General features: G+C 55.7%; 17 protein-coding genes and 4 pseudogenes. 11 read left to right on the top strand and 10 right to left on the bottom strand.

Features of this window, described 5'->3' with window-relative positions:
- Positions 1 to 100 precede the first annotated feature (100 nt).
- Together AC1MDT_RS07685 and AC1MDT_RS07680 are read left to right on the top strand one after the other, a co-directional pair.
- Positions 101 to 997, top strand: coding sequence for a LysR substrate-binding domain-containing protein (locus tag AC1MDT_RS07685; protein ID WP_480421451.1), 897 nt, complete (start codon positions 101 to 103; stop codon positions 995 to 997).
- 69 nt (positions 998 to 1,066) lie between these two features.
- Positions 1,067 to 1,213, top strand: a pseudogene (locus tag AC1MDT_RS07680) (IS5/IS1182 family transposase); the annotation flags it as partial.
- Between the two features lie 918 nt (positions 1,214 to 2,131).
- Here the strand turns inward: AC1MDT_RS07680 and AC1MDT_RS07675 are convergent.
- From AC1MDT_RS07675 to AC1MDT_RS07665, 3 genes are read right to left on the bottom strand one after another with little or no spacing between them, the layout of a single operon-like run.
- A complete protein-coding gene (locus tag AC1MDT_RS07675) occupies positions 2,132 to 3,025 on the bottom strand; it encodes a sterol desaturase family protein (protein ID WP_480421450.1) in 894 nt (297 codons plus the stop codon).
- A gap of 40 nt (positions 3,026 to 3,065) precedes the next feature.
- On the bottom strand, positions 3,066 to 3,527 hold the full coding sequence (locus AC1MDT_RS07670; protein WP_480421449.1) for a hypothetical protein: 462 nt from the start codon (positions 3,525 to 3,527) through the stop codon (positions 3,066 to 3,068).
- 36 nt (positions 3,528 to 3,563) lie between these two features.
- On the bottom strand, positions 3,564 to 4,640 hold the full coding sequence (locus tag AC1MDT_RS07665; RefSeq protein WP_480421448.1) for a 2Fe-2S iron-sulfur cluster-binding protein: 1,077 nt from the start codon (positions 4,638 to 4,640) through the stop codon (positions 3,564 to 3,566).
- Between the two features lie 109 nt (positions 4,641 to 4,749).
- On the opposite strand from AC1MDT_RS07665, the gene AC1MDT_RS07660 reads away from it, so the two are divergent.
- Positions 4,750 to 5,697 (top strand): LysR family transcriptional regulator, encoded by a 948-nt coding sequence (locus tag AC1MDT_RS07660; protein WP_480421447.1) that lies wholly within the window; start codon positions 4,750 to 4,752, stop codon positions 5,695 to 5,697.
- A 108-nt stretch (positions 5,698 to 5,805) separates the two neighbouring features.
- On the opposite strand, the gene AC1MDT_RS07655 is transcribed toward AC1MDT_RS07660, so the two are convergent.
- The 4 genes and pseudogenes from AC1MDT_RS07655 to AC1MDT_RS07640 all read right to left on the bottom strand — a co-directional run.
- Positions 5,806 to 7,344 (bottom strand): MDR family MFS transporter, encoded by a 1,539-nt coding sequence (locus tag AC1MDT_RS07655; protein WP_480421446.1) that lies wholly within the window; start codon positions 7,342 to 7,344, stop codon positions 5,806 to 5,808.
- Positions 7,337 to 8,542 (bottom strand): HlyD family secretion protein, encoded by a 1,206-nt coding sequence (locus tag AC1MDT_RS07650; protein WP_480421445.1) that lies wholly within the window; start codon positions 8,540 to 8,542, stop codon positions 7,337 to 7,339. Before AC1MDT_RS07650 ends, AC1MDT_RS07655 begins: the two co-directional genes overlap by 8 nt.
- Positions 8,535 to 9,002, bottom strand: coding sequence for a MarR family winged helix-turn-helix transcriptional regulator (locus tag AC1MDT_RS07645; RefSeq protein WP_480421444.1), 468 nt, complete (start codon positions 9,000 to 9,002; stop codon positions 8,535 to 8,537). Before AC1MDT_RS07645 ends, AC1MDT_RS07650 begins: the two co-directional genes overlap by 8 nt.
- An 80-nt stretch (positions 9,003 to 9,082) precedes the next feature.
- A pseudogene (locus AC1MDT_RS07640) lies at positions 9,083 to 9,478 on the bottom strand (transposase); the annotation flags it as partial.
- Positions 9,479 to 9,712: 234 nt separating this feature from the next.
- Here AC1MDT_RS07640 and AC1MDT_RS07635 point away from each other — a divergent pair.
- From AC1MDT_RS07635 to AC1MDT_RS07625, 3 genes and pseudogenes are all read left to right on the top strand, one after another.
- Positions 9,713 to 10,582: an AraC family transcriptional regulator gene (locus AC1MDT_RS07635; RefSeq protein ID WP_480421443.1), complete on the top strand. Its 870-nt coding sequence runs from the start codon at positions 9,713 to 9,715 to the stop codon at positions 10,580 to 10,582.
- A 565-nt stretch (positions 10,583 to 11,147) separates the two neighbouring features.
- Positions 11,148 to 11,513, top strand: a pseudogene (locus tag AC1MDT_RS07630) (MBL fold metallo-hydrolase); the annotation flags it as partial.
- 362 nt (positions 11,514 to 11,875) lie between these two features.
- Positions 11,876 to 12,007 carry a hypothetical protein gene (locus AC1MDT_RS07625; RefSeq protein ID WP_480421442.1) on the top strand — a complete coding sequence of 44 codons (132 nt, stop codon included), beginning with the start codon at positions 11,876 to 11,878 and terminating at the stop codon, positions 12,005 to 12,007.
- 9 nt (positions 12,008 to 12,016) lie between these two features.
- On the opposite strand, the pseudogene AC1MDT_RS07620 reads toward AC1MDT_RS07625, so the two are convergent.
- Positions 12,017 to 12,346, bottom strand: a pseudogene (locus AC1MDT_RS07620) (4Fe-4S dicluster domain-containing protein); the annotation flags it as partial.
- Here AC1MDT_RS07620 and AC1MDT_RS07615 point away from each other — a divergent pair.
- The 5 genes from AC1MDT_RS07615 (at position 12,285) to AC1MDT_RS07595 (ending at position 17,184) form a co-directional block, all read left to right on the top strand.
- Positions 12,285 to 12,653: a DUF488 domain-containing protein gene (locus AC1MDT_RS07615; protein WP_480421441.1), complete on the top strand. Its 369-nt coding sequence runs from the start codon at positions 12,285 to 12,287 to the stop codon at positions 12,651 to 12,653. The pseudogene AC1MDT_RS07620 and the gene AC1MDT_RS07615 sit on opposite strands and share 62 nt — an antisense overlap.
- 193 nt (positions 12,654 to 12,846) lie before the next feature.
- A complete protein-coding gene (pgi, locus tag AC1MDT_RS07610; RefSeq protein WP_480421440.1) occupies positions 12,847 to 14,502 on the top strand; it encodes a glucose-6-phosphate isomerase in 1,656 nt (551 codons plus the stop codon).
- Positions 14,503 to 14,569: 67 nt separating this feature from the next.
- Entirely contained in the window at positions 14,570 to 15,598 is a 1,029-nt protein-coding gene (locus AC1MDT_RS07605) for a class I fructose-bisphosphate aldolase (RefSeq protein WP_480421439.1), read from the top strand.
- The gene (locus AC1MDT_RS07600) at positions 15,595 to 16,200 is read left to right on the top strand and encodes a histidine phosphatase family protein (RefSeq protein ID WP_480421438.1); all 606 of its coding nucleotides are present in this window, start codon (positions 15,595 to 15,597) and stop codon (positions 16,198 to 16,200) included. The genes AC1MDT_RS07605 and AC1MDT_RS07600 overlap by 4 nt, the downstream gene beginning before the upstream one ends.
- Positions 16,201 to 16,455: 255 nt before the next feature.
- A complete protein-coding gene (locus tag AC1MDT_RS07595; protein WP_480421437.1) occupies positions 16,456 to 17,184 on the top strand; it encodes a Crp/Fnr family transcriptional regulator in 729 nt (242 codons plus the stop codon).
- A gap of 76 nt (positions 17,185 to 17,260) precedes the next feature.
- On the opposite strand, the gene AC1MDT_RS07590 is transcribed toward AC1MDT_RS07595, so the two are convergent.
- Together AC1MDT_RS07590 and AC1MDT_RS07585 are read right to left on the bottom strand one after the other, a co-directional pair.
- Entirely contained in the window at positions 17,261 to 17,527 is a 267-nt protein-coding gene (locus tag AC1MDT_RS07590; RefSeq protein WP_480421436.1) for a hypothetical protein, read from the bottom strand.
- 87 nt (positions 17,528 to 17,614) lie between these two features.
- Positions 17,615 to 18,337, bottom strand: a complete 723-nt coding sequence (locus tag AC1MDT_RS07585; RefSeq protein ID WP_480421435.1) for a Crp/Fnr family transcriptional regulator — start codon at positions 18,335 to 18,337, stop codon at positions 17,615 to 17,617.
- Between the last annotated feature and the right edge of the window lie 159 nt (positions 18,338 to 18,496).

Below are 18,496 nucleotides of genomic sequence, written 5' to 3'. Positions count from 1 at the left end.
TCTTTTTTTTTGTGAGGCCAAAAAGTAACCCTAAAAAAACTGTGCAACAACGGCACAAATTGTTAGCCTTTCAAAAGAAAATCTTTCGGATGAAACCCCAATGAATAGACTCCCGCCGCTCAATGCGGTAAAGGCGTTCGAAGTGGCGGCTCGCTTGAACAGCTTCGTATTGGCGGCCAAGGAGCTGAGCGTGTCATCTGCCGCTATCAGTCAACAGGTAAAGCACCTTGAAGACTTTCTGGGTCGACAGCTCTTTGTACGGACAGGCAACCGTCTCACACTGACGGACGCCGGGCATGCCATTTATCCGCAGACTTGTCGGGCACTCAATGATCTCTCTGCGATGACCGTGCGGATACTAGAAGGAGATTTAAATGCTCGTAGACTAATTATAAGTGTGCCGTATTCTCTTGCTGAAGTCTGGCTCGCACCGAAGTTGAGTGTGTTGTTGCAATATTACCCGCAGTTATCGATCGAGATTCGCGTAGAGGACGACCCCGTGGATCTCATGCGTCACGATATCGATGTTCGAATCAGTTATGGAGCTTATCACTACCCAGGGCTCGAGGTTATACAGCTTGTACATGACGAGGTAACCCCGGTCTGCGCTCCCGAATTTTGGTACACCCATGGTAATGATGAATTTAATCTCGCTAAAGTACCGCAGAATCTATTCATCCATACCCATTGGGGCGCAAGCTACGCATCCCATCCTACGTGGAGCGATTGGTTTACTCATATCGCCAGTAAATATCACCCCGATCCCACGCAAGGGCAGCGAGCCGGATTGTCCACTCTTTCGATTTCACTAGCCCGTCTCGGTCTAGGAATAGCACTGGGCCAAAGAATCACCGCAAAAGCAGACCTAGAGGCGGGGCGTCTGATTGCACTGTCACCGATATCGCTACAACTTGGGCATCCCTACTGCGCGTTTGTACCCACTATGAAAGCCGATCGTAAAGATATTAAACGGATGGTGTCGCTACTAAGGCAATAGCGATAAGGACTCTCCGAATAAGTTCCTGAATGCGATGAAATATGCGCTCACCACCTGACCGAGTTGCCCATGAGCCAGATGAGTTTTTCCGACGTCGAAAATGCCTGCAAGCGCTAGCAAACCCGACGTGAACGCTTTCTGGCTGAGATGGAATGGAGCGGTTTGCTGACGCTGATCAAACCGTACTATCCCAAGGCCGGTGGTGGTCGAAAGCCTTAAGGATGTCGCCCAACGCTATAAAAACGATGGACAAGCCGTTGCGAAAGTCATTGAACACATTAGCCAAGGTGGAACCGGGCGTTGGGGCAAGGTATATGATCAAACAGGGATATCCCAGCGACTGCTTGTGGCCGACTACTGTCTGTTGCAATCGGATGCAATCGGATGCAATCGGATGCAATCGGATGCAATCGGATGCAATCGACCCAATATAGCGGATATTAGTAGTAGCGGAAGTTGACCGCCCACATCGTTGCATATCAGCATGCCAGCCAGAACCATCTCGATGCCTAGGGTCGTACAACAACGCATGGCACTGGACCGGCTCTTTTTACCGGGGTCCGTATACCTAACTCAAAATTTCAATCACATGATCTGGCATCTCCTGCGGGAGCATTTGCCTAGCACTGTAATTGGCATCTTCTTGGCTATCCGCCCGAATCGGCCTTGTGCCTTCGGACCAGGACTCGCTATCGAGTGACGACTTGAGGCGATATCTGTACTTCACGGAAAAGAACTTCAGTGCTGTCATTTTTTGGCCCTGGATGAGGATTCGAGTACGAATCGCAGGAAGCGTAGCATTGAATAGCCCCTGGCTTAATGGACGCAACCGAACGCCCACTGATCTCCGACTCTTGTTGGTACTCGCCGGCTGCTTTTGGCCGTTTTTTGCCTGTCGCGAACGACGGCAACCGACCGATTCTGTTGAAAAAGTCCGCTTCAGTTTTCGCGACAGAAAAGTACGCGTCTGAGATTTAAATCCGAGTTTTGCGCAGAAGGCTCAGGGCTCAGATTTTACGTAGCAGCGCACTGAAAACGCGTTTTCACCGCTTAGTACATGGGTAGCCAGGCCGGGTCGCCTTTTTCAACACAATCGACCCATTGCAGACCTTCACCTTGATTCAACTCGGACCATCATCTCACTGCGATTGCCAGACCGTCAGCGGTAAAAATGATGGCTTGAGCTGCTTCCAGTTCATCGGACGAACTCTGGACGATGATCGAGGATGCGTCGGGTTTCACCTTCCGCTCGCGGCAAAGTGGCCAGAACAATTGCACTGCCCAAGACTCTACCTTTGCACCTGTTGGCAGTCCGTAAGCATCTTGGGCGCAGTGCGGATGGCCGCTGCTCGTCTTGTGAAGCTTGTCCCAGATATTGAGCACATTGCCATAGTTGGATGAAGCATTGCCGTAGCGGCCAACACCATGATGCACATGATGAAAATCCTGGAGCGAGAACAGGTTTTCCGCGAGATCGAGAAACAGACGGCCAGGCGCGAAACGGCGCAACCACAGGTCCCAGCGATAACCCACATGTTGGAGATAACCTACGGTCAGCTTGAGGCCCAACATGGCCGCACCCGCTTCTTCGGCACCGACAAAAACCAGTAGCGGAGCCATCACATTGACGGGAATGAGCAGGTAATAAAATGTGCTTTCGCGAACACCCATGAGTACGTTCATGCGTGTTGGAATATGGTGGGGTTTGTGCAGGCGCCACAGCCAGGGTATTTGATGTGCCTGGCGGTGAAACCAGTAATTCCCATAATCATCAAGCAACAGGACCGCGAGGAACAATAAGGCGAAATTAGCGTGAGCGAGAGCGTTTCTCCACTCGGGGAGAAATGTGACCAGCAAATAGGTAATCACCGCGAAAGGAAGAGCACGAATGGAGAACCCGATCCCCATGCTGATCAGGTTCACACCTAGTTCATTCTTGCTCAATGCGCGGGGTTTCCTGAACTCCCCCATGACAATGTCAAGTACAAGCAGCAGGGCAAAGACACTGAACCCAATGGTCATCCCCATCGCTGTTTCCTTTTACTGAGTGGCGAGCCAAGAGCACTGTTCATTTCAGATTTTCAGCAAAAAACACCAGCTTGCCGACCTTGGCTGGATTGACTGTAATTTCGACGGGAACGATGCCGTTGAAACGCTCAAGATTCTGGCTGCCGCCACTCAACGTAATCTGACCCTGGTCTCCATGTCCTGACGTTGTCTGAAAATGCGCATACAACACGCCGCCATCGGTCGTTTTGAATTCACAGTCGCCAAATCCCGCAACAACGGCCTTTCCCTTCAATGTGTCGGTGATGGCACACAGGGCATAGAAACGTACCGACTCACCTTGAGACACCAGCTTTCCCGCGCCCTCGGCAATCATGTTCAAACTTGACGTTCCGGTAGCAGTATTCACTTCAGAGACGTTTTTTACGGCAGCACCAAACTCAAGCGTGATGGGCGTATCTGCCGCTTGTGCCTGCGAAAATGCTGCACACAGGATTAAGGTAGGAAACAATTTCGATTTCATTTTTTATTATCCAAAGTCAATGAAGGCGGGGAGAACTTATTGCTGCGTCATATTGCTGCGATCAATAAAACGGTCGTAGTGGATGTAATGAGGCTCCACAACGCCTTCTAATGAGCGAAGAATCGAATCGATCATCGGTGGCGGACCGCAGAGATAGAAACTGCTGTCGGCTGGGCTACAGAATCTGGAAATATGTTCGCCGCAATACCCAGTCAGTCCACCCCAGGCGGAATCGCCGGGCTCATGTGACAGGACGGGCTCGAACAGCATCCGACCGGGACCAGGCCAATTGGCCTGTAGGTGTGCAATTTCGCCCAGGCAGTACAGATCGTTTTGGGTGCGCGCGGCAAAAAACAGCGTCACATCCGGGGCACTTTGCTGAGCGCTCAAGTGTTCAAGAATTGACTTGATGGGAGCAAGACCACTTCCACCGGCGATGAGTACCATCGGGCGCAGAGCGTTTTGGACGGTGAAATCCCCGAGCGGGCCAGTCAACTCTATGCGTTCGCCGATGCGATCCTCGGCAAACAACCATTCGGTAAATTGTCCGCCGGGGACCAGACGGACATGAAATCCCACCTCGATTTGCGGAGGACTCAATGGTGCTGAGCAGAAGGAATAGCAGCGCGGTTCCTGGGCCAGGGCCGGATGCCCTGGAATGCTCAATTGGGCGTACTGTCCAGCCTCGTAGGACATCGGCGCATCAAGCTCCAGCACCAGGTGGCGAATAGTGTGGTTCAGAGAAACGGCAGATTTGATCCGTCCGGAGCGTGTGACCAGCGCCGGCCCCTGAATATCCGAGGACAAGCCCGGCACGGCTAGCAGTACATCGCTCAAGAGTTCGGACTGGCACGCCAATAGATAGCCGTTGCGCAATGCATCGTGGTCCACATGTTGGGAGATGTCTTTCTTGAGCCTGACTTTTCCCCGCAGCAGACGACAACGGCAGGAGCCACATTCGCCGACCATGCACAAATGCGTAATTTTTACACCGCTGCGCAAACCGGCCTTGAGGACAGTCTCGCCCGGTGCCACATTCGCTTGCAGCTCGGTGCCTTCGATGATCAGTTGATAGCTATTTGGCGATGCGGAATCGCAAGCAATCGTTGACATGGGACAGTTGCCTTATTGGGTACGGGCGAACTGTAATTTTTGTTAGAGTGATGCGTCCAATGCATTATAAACATTGAAGCAATAACCCAAGGACATTACGAGGTGATAGATGGACTTGAAGCGTATTCGCTATGCCCTCGCGCTGGCGCAGGAACTGAACTTCGCCCGTGCAGCCGAAAAGCTGCATCTTAGCCAGCCCGCACTCAGTCGTGGCATTCAGGCATTGGAAGAAGAGCTGGGGCTGTCCTTGTTCGACCGTGACAATCGAGCGGTTTCGATAACCAAAGTGGGTGAAGTATTTCTGGAACACGCCAAGCGTATTGCTTACCAAATGCGCACGCTTGAGTTGGACATGGTGCAAATACGCGACGCTGATGTAGGGCACGTCGCGTTCGGGGTCGGACCTTCGCCAACCTATGGGCTGGTGCGGCAGGTGCTCCGGGAGGTCAGACTACAGAGCCCCGGCATTTGCTTCACCGTGGATACAAACAACTGGCGCTACTTGCTACTCCATCTGCGGGCTGAAGAAATCGAGTTCTTTGTTGCCGACACGCAGGAAATTTCACATGAACCAGACCTCGCCATCACACCACTTTGTCGTCAGCGCGGAGCATTCTTCTGCCGCCCAGGTCATCCATTGATAGGCAATCCGTCGCGCATGCTGAAAGATTGTTTGTCCTATGGCTTCGCCTTGAGTTGGTTCCCCAATGCGGCGCTCGTCCAACTTAGGCGCCTGCTTGAATTGTCACCCGATCAGTCACTGCCGGTGGTGCTGAAATGCGACAACCTCTCTGTGCTGAAAGACCTCGCGATTAACGACGACCTCATTCTGGGTGCAACACACGCCGCAGTGCAGCGAGACCTGTTGGCTGGAGACCTGGTTGCCTTACCTTTTCCCGAGACCGAAGCGCTATTTACTGAAATCGGCATCGTGCATTTGAGTGGACGAACATTGTCCCCGGCAGCCATGTTGGTGCTCAAGACCATTCGTGCCGTTGCTGGTGAAGCACCTGAGACCACCATGTACAAAGGATCTGGACTTTACGATGATCAATGAATCATCTTCTGAATGCGCCGCTGGCTGTTATTGGGTGCCGCTTCGCAAGCGCATTATGGTTCAGCGGGAAAATTGATCGTGTGCTTTTGGCCCGGACGCGGACTCTAGTTACTCCATGACCGCCGCCGGTTCTGCACTCGACTGAATTTTCGGCGTTTTGATAATCAGCAGCAGCGGCATGACTGCCAGTGACAACACCATCAGCAGTTTGAAGTCATCCACGTAAGCGATCCAGCTGGCTTGCACCGTGACCATTGCGTCCAGTGTTGCGCGTCCGGAAGCGATCATCGGGTCCAGAAAGTGCTTGATCGGCCACGCCTCGAAGGCGCGGTTGAATGGCGTGACGTAGGCACTTATTTCTGCGTGATTGGCCTGGATGTTCTGAGTGAGCAGCACGGTCACGATGGAAATCCCGACGCTGGAGCCGACGTTTCGTGACAGGCTGTAAAGCCCGGTGCCTTCTGCGCGCAAGGAGGCGGGCAGTGTCGCGAAGGCAACCGTGGTCAATGGTACAAACAGCATGCCCAGGCTGGTGCCTTGAATGAAGCCGACCACGATGATGGTTTGTATCGACACATCAGGCGTCCAGCCAGTCATCAGCCACATCGACAGCGCTGACAAACCCAGCCCCGTCAGCAGTAACAGGCGGGTATCGACTTTGCCCAGCAGTTGGCCGGCGAGGAACATGGTCAGCATCGTGCCCAACCCGCGTGGGCCCATCACCATGCCGGCGGTCAGCACCGGATAGCCCATCAGGGTTTGCAGGTAAGGGGTCATCAGCGCCAGCGAGGCCAGGTAGGTAATGCCGACGATAAAAATGAAGATGACGCTGATCGAAAAGTTACGATCCTTGAACAGCTTCGGACTGATAAAGGGCGCATCGCTGGTGAAGGTATGGACCAGAAACACGTAGGTGGCGACAGCGGCCACCACCGCTTCGATCAGGATTTCACCGGAAGAAAACCAGCCCAGTTGCTCACCTCGATCCAGAAACAGTTGCAGGGCCATGATCGCCACACTCAAGGAACCAAAGCCGAGCCAGTCCAGTCGTGACGAGGTGTCGGTCGACGTTTCGCTGACGTAGTAGACGATCCCGGCCAGCGCCAACAAACCAATGGGCAAGTTGATGAAAAACACCCACCGCCAACTGAAATTCTCCGTCAGCCAGCCGCCGAGCATCGGGCCCAGTACCGGGCCGACCATGACCGACACACCAAACAGCGCCATGGCTGAGCCGCGCTCTTTGAGGCTGTAGATGTCCAGCAGAATGCCTTGGGACAATGGCACTAACGCCGCGCCCGCCAGCCCCTGCAGCAGACGGGCCAGGATGATTTCCTCCAGCGACTGCGCCAGGCCGCAAAGGATCGACGAGACGACGAAGCCGGCAATCGCCCACAGCAACACGCGTTTGCGACCGAAGCGTCTGGCCAGGAAGGCAGAGGGCGGCGTCATGACGGCAGCGGCGACGATGTAGGACGTCAGCACCCAGTTGATCTGGTCCGAGCTGGCCGAGATGCTGCCTTGCATGTAGGGCAGGGCGACGTTCGCAATGGTGGTGTCGAGCGCTTGCATGATCACGGCCAGCACGACGCAAGCGGTGATCATCCCGCGATGGGCCACCGGTTGCGTCGTTGCCGGATTACTCATGGGCGGGGGCCTCGCTCGCCAACAGCCCCGAGAACAGGTGCGGAAGGCCACGTGCCGAGCCTGTGTTGATCTCTGCTTGCACACTCATGCCAGTGCGCAGCGACGGTTTGTTCGCGGCATCATCGATGCTGATACGCACGGGAATCCGTTGCACGACCTTGACCCAGTTGCCCGTGGTGTTTTGTGCAGGCAACAACGAGAAGCTTGAACCCGACGCCGGGCTGATGCTTTCGACAGTGCCGTGCCACCGGACCTCGGGGTAACTGTCGACGCTGATATCGACGGGCTGACCGGGCTTCATGTGGGTCAGTTCGGTTTCCTTGGGGGACGCTGCCACCCACAGGTGATCGGCCGACACCAGGCTGATGCCCGATTGTGGGGGTTGCAGATAGGAGCCGACTTGCAGCGAATCAACGTTGGTCACGACCCCGTCGAACGACGCCCTGACGACTGAGTTGTTCAGGTTGCGCTGCGCTTCGTCGACGGCGGCCTGTGCCTGTAGAAACGTGGATTGCTGTTCGACGGGTGTCTCGATATGCCCACCCAATTGCGCCAGCACCATTTGCGCCGTGGCCTTGGCAACGGCGATTTTTTGCCGGGTGCTGTCCAGCGCATGCTTGGCATCGTCGAAGTTGGTTTTGGACACCGCAGAAACGCTGACCAGGGTTTGCTGGCGCTGGAAACTGACCTGGTAGTACGCGAGGTCGATTTGCGCCTGATCGATTTCGGCCAGTGCCTGGTTGTAGTTGGCCTTGAGATTGAGGATCTGATTGCGCACGTTGTCCCGTTGCGCCTTGGCACTCGCCAGCGCAATCTGAAACGGCTCGGGTTTCAGGGTGAACAGGACTTGACCTTTGACGACCCGCTGATTGTCTTTGACAACCACCGAAGCGACCAGGCCCGAGACATCCGTGGAGACGCCGACATGATCAGCCTGTATGTAGGCGTTGTCGGTGGAAATGACTTGCCCGCCCGTGACATACAGGTAACCACCGACCAGTAGGGCGATGGGTAACAGGGTAAAGAGTGCAGTACGCACCATCTGCCGCTTTGGACGGGCAGGTGAGGCATTGCTCTGGCCACCCTCAGTTTGCCCCGGGGTTGGTTTGCGCGCCTCGGTTGAAGAGGGGGCTTCCAGTCGTGAGGTCGCGGGCATCACAGGCGCCTGCACCGGTGACTTCAGGTGTTGATCAGTCATGGCGGCGCGTCTCCTCGTCGTCGATGGGAAGACTGCAGGCTTCGATCAGGTTGGACCTCATCCGCTTGAGCATCTGCAGCAGCCGTTGTTCTTCTTCTTCAGAAAATCCGGCCGTGGCCTCCAGGCGTGTCGATCGGCCCATGTCACGCATGAGTTCCAGAAGCGGGTGTGCCTGCTCGGTCAAAAAAAGCAGGGACAGGCGTCGATCCGTAGGATGACTGCGTCGTTCAAGCAGCCCGCGTTCCGCCATTTTGTCCAGCAGGCGCACAAGGGTGATCGATTCCAGCTCCAGTAAATCTGCGAGGCCTTTTTGATGGATGCCCTCGTTCTTCGACAACATGGCCAGTACTTGCCACTGCGAGCGGGTGAGGCCGACATGCCGCGCGCGTTGCTCAAAGCGTTTGCGCATCAACCGTGCGCTGTCATGCAGGGCAAAGCCAAGTGTCAATGTATCAGTCATGTCGAAGTCTGCGGCTAAGGAGTTACCTCATCATAGTTTAGCTTGTAATTAGTGTGCTATCTAAATGTGTGGATTGTTCGACAAGACTGGCTGACATCAGTCAATCCGGCAGGAAACAGATCACTGTCCCGAAAACGGCCGTGTCGATTTTTGGAAAAGGTCGAGTGGTTGGGGACTTCATCTTCAAGGCTCAACCGGCAGAACCAGCGATACGCCAGGTTCAAATGGGCCTCTTCGCACAACCGCCGCTCAGAGCGAATGCCGTAGCAATAGCCCACGATCAGCATGCGGATCATCAGTTCAGGATCAATCGACGGACGCCCAATCGAGCTATAGAAATCGGCGAGGTAATGGCGCAGGTCGCTCAGATCAAGACACCGATCAATGCTGCGCAGAAGGTGATTGGCTGGAATGTGATCTTCAAGGTTCAACGAGTAAAACAGTCGTTCCTGCCCACTCGATAACTGTCCCATCATGCTGCGTGCTTCCCTGCTGGCCAATGTAGAGATTTTGCCGCAGGCCAGTCAGGGGAGCTACTTTTTCAACAGAATCGGCCAGAAGTGGACACCTGAAATGCCCACGACCTTTACATCGCCTTGGAAGAGATCGCATTGGCCAACCCAAAACGTGCCTTGAGCAAGCGCGGCTAGGCGCGTTCGCACCGCTATAGTCGACTCTATTGCCGACCGTACTTCCAGGAGCTTTTCCCAGTGTCTGACCTGCCGACCCATTTCGCTTACACAAAACGCTTCAACGCCGTACTCGCCTACATTGATGCCAATCTCGAAGGTGACCTGTCGGTGAAGACGTTGAGCCATGTGGCGAACTTTTCGGCGTTTCACTTCCATCGACAATTCACCGCGTTCGTTGGAGTGCCTGTCTCACGTTATGTGCAACTGATGCGACTACGACGCGCGGCACATAGCCTAGCCACCCTCGCGGGTCACTCGGTACTGGACGCCGCACTCGGTGCTGGCTTTGAAAGTCCCGAGGCATTTTGCAGGGCGTTCAGGCGGGCGTTCGGTACGACGCCGAGTGCGTTCAGGAAGGAACCGAACTGGCAGGTCTGGAATGCGGTGTTCGCAATCCCTCACTTTTCCAGGACTATCATCATGCAAATACGAATCGTGGAGTTCCCTGAAGTCAGGGTCGCAGCGCTTGAACACCGCGGACCCGCCGGGCTCGTCAATGAGAGCGTGCGCAAGTTCATCGAGTGGCGTAAGCAGAGCGGACAGTCGCCGGTGGCATCGAGTCGCAGCTTTGGCATTCCCTATGGCAACCCCGATACGACACCTGCGCAAGCATTCCGCTTCGCAATCTGCGGCGAGATTCACGAGGCCGTGGCGCCGAATGAGTTCGGCGTGCGCGAGATCGTCATTCCTGGCGGTCGCTGCGTCGTGGTGCGACACGTGGGGTCACCGGATCACATCGGCGAAACGATCTATCCGATTTACCGCGATTGGCTTCCTGCCAGTGGAGAGGAACTTCGTGACCAGCCGCTGTTCTTCAATTACCTGAGCGTCTATCCCGAGACACCGCAGGATCAATGGCAAACAGATGTGTATGTTCCGCTGCAATAGCGGAGCAAGCAGCTTTCGACCCTGAGCTGACGTTGACGAGTGTCCGTTCGGGGTCGACTGCAGCCGTTCTGCCTGTTGCGAGGGACGGCAATCGACCCAGGCTGTGTGAAAACACACTTGATACGTTCAGCCCTGGGATTTTTTTGGATTGCCTGGTTGTCGGTTGCTTCATTTCGAATCGCATCAAGAGCTTCATACGCTGGGGTTGTCTGCGCCGTAGCAATAGCGGGAATGAGCGCTTCATGTAAATCCTGCGCATCGTCCACCTTTAAAACGCCGCTAGCGCATCAACCCTATGGTCGCTCCTTTTAGTGAGGGCAATAAGTTTCGACCCACGGTCCTTCCCTAAATATGCCGCCAACTCGAACACTAGCGTTTCGTCAGCAGCCACCCATAAAGAGGGGATATCCCGGCGACGGGAAAATGAAAGCATGGGGCTTCTAAAAAAATAGGAGCCACTTAGATGAGCGCCATTGAATACCCGAATGCGGCCGCTGAAGGCGCCAATCTGAAGAAACAACTTACCAAGGACGCCCGCGACCTTATTGATGTCATGCCTTACTGCCTGGCCCTGCTCGATGGTGATCGTTGCAGTGAGCTTGGCGATGGTTGGCATTTCCACTTCAGCGATGGTTACACGCCGGGGCAACTGATACCGAAAATCGCCATGCCAGGCGGACCGGTGGTGTTCGCAGGGGACCTGATCCCGGGTACTCATTGGCTGCGCCTGGATGTCACCACGGGCAACGACCGAAATCCTGAGGGGCTGGTCGGCGAGAAGGAGCGGCTACTGGACCACTTGGTGGCCAACGGTGGTCGTCTGTTTTTTTCCAGTGATCCTGAAGTTGCGATGATCAAGGTCATGCGTGACCGACAATCACGCTACCTGCCGTTTGACCCATACAGTACGCTCAGCCGCTGCGACTCCTGATCCATTGAGACCTCACCCCGGGCCGTCTAAGGACGGTGGCGACTCCAGATTCCGCGTCACCCGCCTGACCGGCGGCCTCCGGTTGGACTGCGACCCTATGGCTTGCAAGCTGCCAACCAGTGCTTGCTGATCAACATCCGTTTCCCCGTCAAATCATGCACCTTCAACCGCCCGGTCGGAGAGGGCCTTGTGGGGCGCTTTCCAAGACTGTCGAAAATGACGATGCCCTGCAAGCAGGGCATCGTAAGGGGATTGCGGAACAGGCTAAAGGGTCAGCGAACGCCGGAGTTACGTAGCGCGGCGGGAAGGAAGTCATTCACCGTCGCTTGATAGCTAAAGTCAGTCCCACGCTTGGAGGCAGCGTGAAGCCCCTGACCGCTTGGGCAGTGGAGGACGCGCTCAAGGACGCCGGTTGCGACCGCAAGTGGGTTCAGGCAGCGTTCTTCGGCAATACCACTCAGGGCCTTGGAAGCCGAGCCGATTCATTGCGTTGATCCAACGTCCTAGGTGGATTTTCGGAACAGCTCCTGGCGAATTTTTCCAATGGCCCCCATGGGATTGAGGCCCTTGGGGCAGACCCATGAACAGTTGCCGATGCTGCGGCAACGGAACAAGCTGAACGGGTCCTCCAGCCGCTCTAGCCGTTCCGCCGTGGCCTGATCACGGCTGTCGGTAATGAAACGCCAAGCTTGCAACAGCCCGGCTGGACCTACGAACTTTTCAGGATTCCACCACCAGGATGGACATTGCGAGGAACAGCAACCACAGAGGATGCATTCATACAGCCCGTCGAGCTTGGCGCGCTCCTCGGGAGACTGTAGACGTTCAGTGGCGCCGGATATTAACGGGTTTTGGATCAACCAAAGTTTTCATAACTATGCGGATTACGCATTGTCCGATGATTTTGAATCGGGACTCTCACGTTTGTCAGCGCTCAGTCAGGACCGGCAGTGCGTGATCATGTGTGCGGAAACCGTCTGGTGGCGTTGCCATCGTCGGATCGTTGCTGACTACCTTCTCCACCGCGGCCGGATAGTCGTTCATCTGATGGGCCGGGCCAAAGCTGAATCAGCAACATTGAATCGGGCCGCGACCCCTGCGGGGCATTCCCTTGTCTACCCGGCGCAGACGGTCGGATGAGGTGTGCCTGACATGGGGGTTGACGGCGCGGTACACATCTCTAAGTGCGGCAGCGTACCGATCACACATTGGTTGTTGTGCATTCTGACTACACTGAAAAGCGAACATGAATCTGGCGCCTCGATCATTTTTTCACGGCGATTAGCTGCCGGAAACTCGCCACCGCTGACGCGCCCGTCTGAGCAAGCAAGTCATGAAAAAGTCAAATGCAGCGTGCTCGCCATCTCTGACACAGTGCCCTGCCTGGAAAGCACTTCAGGTGCATTATCAGGCGGTGTCCAAACTGCACCTGCGACAATTGTTTGGCGACGATCCTAAACGTGGCGAGCGCTTCAGCACGCAAGCGTGCGGACTTTACCTCGATTACTCAAAAAACCGCGTCACCGATGAAACGATGCATTTGCTTCTGCAACTGGCTGAGGCGCGTGGCTTGCGCGAGCGTATCGAAGCAATGTTCACGGGCCAGAAAATTAATGTAACGGAGCAACGCGCGGTACTTCATATCGCCCTGCGCGCACCCAAGGAGGCGCGAATTGTGGTCGATGGCATCGACGTCGTGCCGGAAGTCCACACGATGCTCGATAAAATGGCCGATTTCGCTCGCAAAGTTCGCAGTGGTGAATGGTTGGGTTTTACAGGCCTGCCGATCTGCAATGTGGTCAACATCGGCATAGGCGGCTCTGATCTCGGGCCGGAGATGGCCTATGAAGCGTTGCGCCATTACCGTCAGCGCAACCTGACAATGCGATTCATTTCGAATGTCGACGGTACTGATTTTGTCGAGGCGACACGCGATCTTGACCCCGCACAAACGCTGTTCATTGTCTGTTCGAAAACCTTCAAAACACTCGAGACATTGACCAACGCTCACACCGCGCGCGATTGGGTTTTAAGCAAACTTGGAAATGAGCGGGCAATCTCAAAGCATTTTGTGGCCGTTTCGACCAATGCCGAGGCGGTTACCCAGTTCGGCATCGATACCCAGCATATGTTTCGCTTGTGGGATTGGGATGGTGGTCGCTACTCGATGGACTCGGCGATTGGTTTGTCGACGATGCTGGCCATCGGGCCGGAAAATTTCCGCGCGATGCTGTCCGGCTTTCATGCCATGGACCTGCACTTTCGCAGCACACCGTTCGACCAGAATCTGCCGGTCCTGATGGGGTTGCTCGCCGTCTGGTACAACAATTTCTTCGGTGCTCAAACCGTCGCAGTGCTGCCCTATGAGCAATACCTGAAGCGCTTTCCGGCCTATCTGCAACAGTTGACGATGGAGAGCAATGGCAAACACGTCACGCTCGATGGCGCACGCGTCGATTATCCAACAGGCCCCGTCTATTGGGGGGAGCCCGGCACCAATGGCCAGCATTCGTTCTATCAGCTTATGCATCAAGGAACGCCGTTGATCCCGTGTGACTTTATCGGTTTCTGCCAGTCATTGAACGCCTTGCAGGCGCATCACGATCTGTTGATGGCGAATCTGTTCGCCCAGACTGAGGCGCTTGCTTTCGGCAGAACGGAAGCAGAAGTCAAGGCGGCGGGAGTACCTGACTGGCTGGTACCTCATCGCATTTTTGAAGGCAACCGCCCCACCAATACCCTCCTTGCCGAACGGCTGACGCCGGAAACGTTGGGGAGTCTCGTCGCACTTTACGAACACAGTGTCTTTACTCAAGGAACAATCTGGAACATCGATTCATTCGATCAGTGGGGCGTCGAACTTGGCAAGTCGATGGCGCAGATAACCCTCGCTGAGTTGACCAGCGATGTTGAGCCTTTGCTAAAGCATGACAGTTCGACCAATGCGCTCATCCGACGCTACCGTCAACTCAGGCAAGGGCAATCATGAACCGCATGGCTGTTGGGCGATGGGACACATTGGAGCGCGTGATTCCGCTGTTAACAAGGGGTTGAGTATGAATGCGCAAGCACTAATAAACACCGCGAAGACGCTTGTCTCAGACGACAAAGGGTTGCTGGCCATGGACGAAAGCAACCCTACGTGCAACCGACGCTTTGCCCCGTTGGGTATTCCTCAGACCGAGGAGGCTCGGCGCGCCTATCGGGAGCTCATTGTGACCACGCCGGGTCTGGGTCAATACCTCAACGGTGCAATTCTCTACGATGAAACAATCCGTCAGCGAACCAAAGATGGCGCCTCATTCAGTAAAGCCCTGAGCGATGCGGGCATTATCCCTGGCATTAAAGTGGACATCGGTACAACAGATTTGGCCGGTTATCCTGGAGAGAAGATCACCGAGGGTTTGGACGGGCTGCGTGATCGGCTCAAAGAATACGCTCAAATGGGCGTCCGGTTTGCCAAGTGGCGCGCGGTGATCACCATCGGTAGTGACATGCCCAGCACCGGTTGCATTGAGGCCAACGCTCAGGCGCTGGCCCGGTATGCCGCGTTGTGCCAGGAGGCGGGGATGGTCCCCATCGTCGAGCCGGAAGTGCTGATGGACGGTGAACATACCCTGCAACGGTGTGCTGCCGTCACGGAGGACGTTCTACGAATCGTCTTCAATCAGCTGCACGCCCAACGAGTGCTGCTTGAAGGGATGCTTTTGAAGCCTAATATGGTGCTTCCCGGCTTGGATTGCACCACACCGACAACGGTGGTCGCGGTCGCTGAGGCAACTGTGAATTGTCTCCTGCGAACGGTACCCGCCGCGGTGCCAGGCATTACGTTCTTGTCGGGGGGCCAATCGGGAGCGTTGGCTTCGGCCCGATTGAATGCCATGAATCTTCAGTTCAAGTCACGACTGCCCTGGGCATTGGCGTTTTCGTTTGCTCGTGCCGTCCAGCAACCGGCTTTGGAGATTTGGCGCGGCGAGCAGGCCAATGTAGTGGCAGCACAACAGGCGTTGTTGCACCGGCTCAGGTGTAACCACGCGGCATGTCGTGGTGAATACGACGCTGCTCTGGAAGGGCTGGCCGTATGACCGCTCCCATCATACCCGCGCCCGTGCACCTTTATCTTGTCAGGCACGGTGAAACTGAATGGACGCTTTCCCGTCAGCATACGGGCCGCACGGATATTCCGTTGACTGCGCGCGGCGAGAGCGAGGCGAAGAAACTTGCACTGCACCTGCGGGATATCCCATTCACCCATGTTCTGACCAGCCCGTTACGACGTGCGCAACAAACCTGCGCGTTGGCGGGGCAGGGGGCGCACGCCGTAATCGTCCCGGACTTGGCGGAGTGGGACTATGGTGCCTATGAAGGGCAGCGATCAGTAGACATTCTCAGGCAGCGAAAGGGCTGGAATATTTTTCGCGATGGCTGTCCGCAGGGTGAAAGCCCTGCGCAAATTGCCAGTCGCGCTGACCGGGTTATCACCCAGCTGCGGGCCCTGGAAGGCAACATTGCACTCTTCTCCCATGGTCATTTCGCTTCCGTCCTGGCCGTGCGATGGATTGGTTTACCGCTGATCGCGGCGCAGCATTTTCCACTGGATACGGCATCGCTCAGCATTCTCACCTACGATCTCCACCACCCCGACGTGACGGTCATCGCGCTATGGAATGCGTTCTCGGATGAATGACCTGTGAAGCAGAAGGCTGTATCAAACCACATTGCACTGAACGCTTGCTGGCTGGTGGTTTGACCTTTGGACTCATCGAATTGATCACTCGTTTATCTGCGTTTCGCGCTCATGACCTTCCCCGAGTCATGATTTTCAGCGAAGCGTTTTCTGCAATTTTCAGGCAGTGGACGGGCCGATCAAAGACTCGGTAATCCCGAAAATACTGGTCTATCCTGCTGAAACCGGAAGATTCTTTCCGACACGGTGGTGATCATGTCCGCAAAGCCTGCCCCCCAACAGAACCACCTCCTCGCTGCATTGCCAGCGGAGGTACAAGACCGTCTGCTCCCTTATCTCGAACTGGTACCTCTGCCTCTCGGCAAGGTTATATACGAGTCGGGCGATGCGCTGCGTCATGTGTATTTTCCCACGGACTCCATCGTTTCGCTGCTCTACGTAATGGAGAGCGGCGCCTCGGCGGAAATTTCGGTGGTGGGCAACGAGGGGTTGATTGGCGTCGCGGTGTTCATGGGTGGCGAAAGCACGCCCAGCCGGGCCATCGTGCAGAGCGCCGGGCATGCCTATCGGCTGTTGAACCAACGCCTCAAGGACGAATTCAACCGTCACGGTGACATGCTGCAGTTGATGCTGCGTTACACCCAGGCATTGATCACTCAGATGGCCCAGACGGCAGTGTGCAACCGTCATCATTCGATCGATCAGCAGCTGTGCCGCTGGCTGCTGCTGTCTCTGGATCGCCTGCCCAGCAATCAACTGACGATGACTCAGGAGCTGATCGCCAACATGCTTGGGGTACGTCGCGAGGGTGTCACCGATGCAGCGGGAAAATTGCAGCGCCTGGGCGCCATCGAATACAGCCGCGGGCATATCAAAGTACTCGATCGGCCCAAGCTGGAGCAACTGAGCTGCGAATGCTACGCGGTGGTGAAGGCCGAGACCGACCGTCTGCTGCCCTACCTCCACGTTCCTACGACTCATTAATATCGCAGGGCACCCACTAGAAATGACAGGCTGCTCAGGCATTGTCGGCGCGTGGCGCGGCTACCCACGCTGATATTCAATTGTAATGAGTGTCCTTGAGAAAAGTACGAAGCTTGATTTTCACCTGAATGCTCAACAGTCCGTCGTTGAGCTTGAACAACTCGCTCATCACCCAAAGCCGCCAGCCTTTTCTGAGTACCTTTCTCCCGATGATGAGCCTCTCGAAGATGTGTTGTGCTTCGGCCTCCCTGTTCCCCGAGGCAGAGGTACTGTTCAGCGTAGGGGCCGGCTGCAGGCATTCCGTGTCGGCTGTGACCCTCTTGGACGTGACTGGCGTTTCCATGATGACCTCCTTCCAGTTACTGAAGTTTCAGTGTGCTAGCGTTGCCCGAGGTTGTCTGTCTGCTAACGTACACAGACTGCTGCGAGGCTAGTGTCGAACGTGCGAAGAAAGCAGTCGCGCGTGAACCGCTATCAGCGCGTCGTAACACCCACAGGCTGTTGCCTCCAGGCCTTGCCGGTCCAGAATGGTGATTTGACCACGGCTGTAGCGGATGAGCTGTCGCTGCTGCAATGCGCCCGCGGCAATGCTCACGCCGCTTCTTCGTACCCCAAGCATGTCCGAGAGCCGTTCATGGGTCAGATAGACGTGATCAGCGTGTGCACGGTCATGGGCCATCAGCAACCAACGTGCCAAGCGTGGTTCGATCTCATGGAAATGGCCGCAGGCTGCGTTCTGCGCCAATTGCGCGATTAACACATAAAGATAGCGTTTGAGCGCACGAAGCAGGCCAGGATACGCATGCAATTCCTGGCGCAGCAGCGTCGCGTTTATCCGCAATGCACGGCCCGCGCCTTGGACCACTGCGCGGGTAGGGGCGGCATTGACACCCAGTGCAAACGTGGCGCCAAGCATACCCTCATTGCCAATCAGGCCAAGCTCCAGCGGACGATGGCATTCCAGTGTGGTGACCAGCGAGATAAAGCCAGTGAGCGGGAAGTACAGATAGCGCAAGGGTTGGTCGGATTCGCTGAGGATGCTGCCATACACAAGGTCCACCGGTTCACAATGCCGCAGGATTCTGTTGTGCTCCCTGCCAGACAGGCTGTCGATCAGGCAGTTGCCTTCTTGAGTCGGAAGGACGGTTGGCATGCGGGCGTCCCATAGCACAGAGCAAGCCGGTAGGTGGCCCGGGAAAAGGTGCCTGGCAATCCCGTGTCCTCAGTCTGATTGACCGCTCGCCGATGATCTGTTCGCTGCAGCACATAGTGGCTGCAGATCAATTTGATCGACACACAGACTCGGTCAGGG

Source organism: Pseudomonas sp. ASL7, from assembly GCF_056680375.1.
This window is presented reverse-complemented; position numbering and strand designations above follow the sequence as displayed.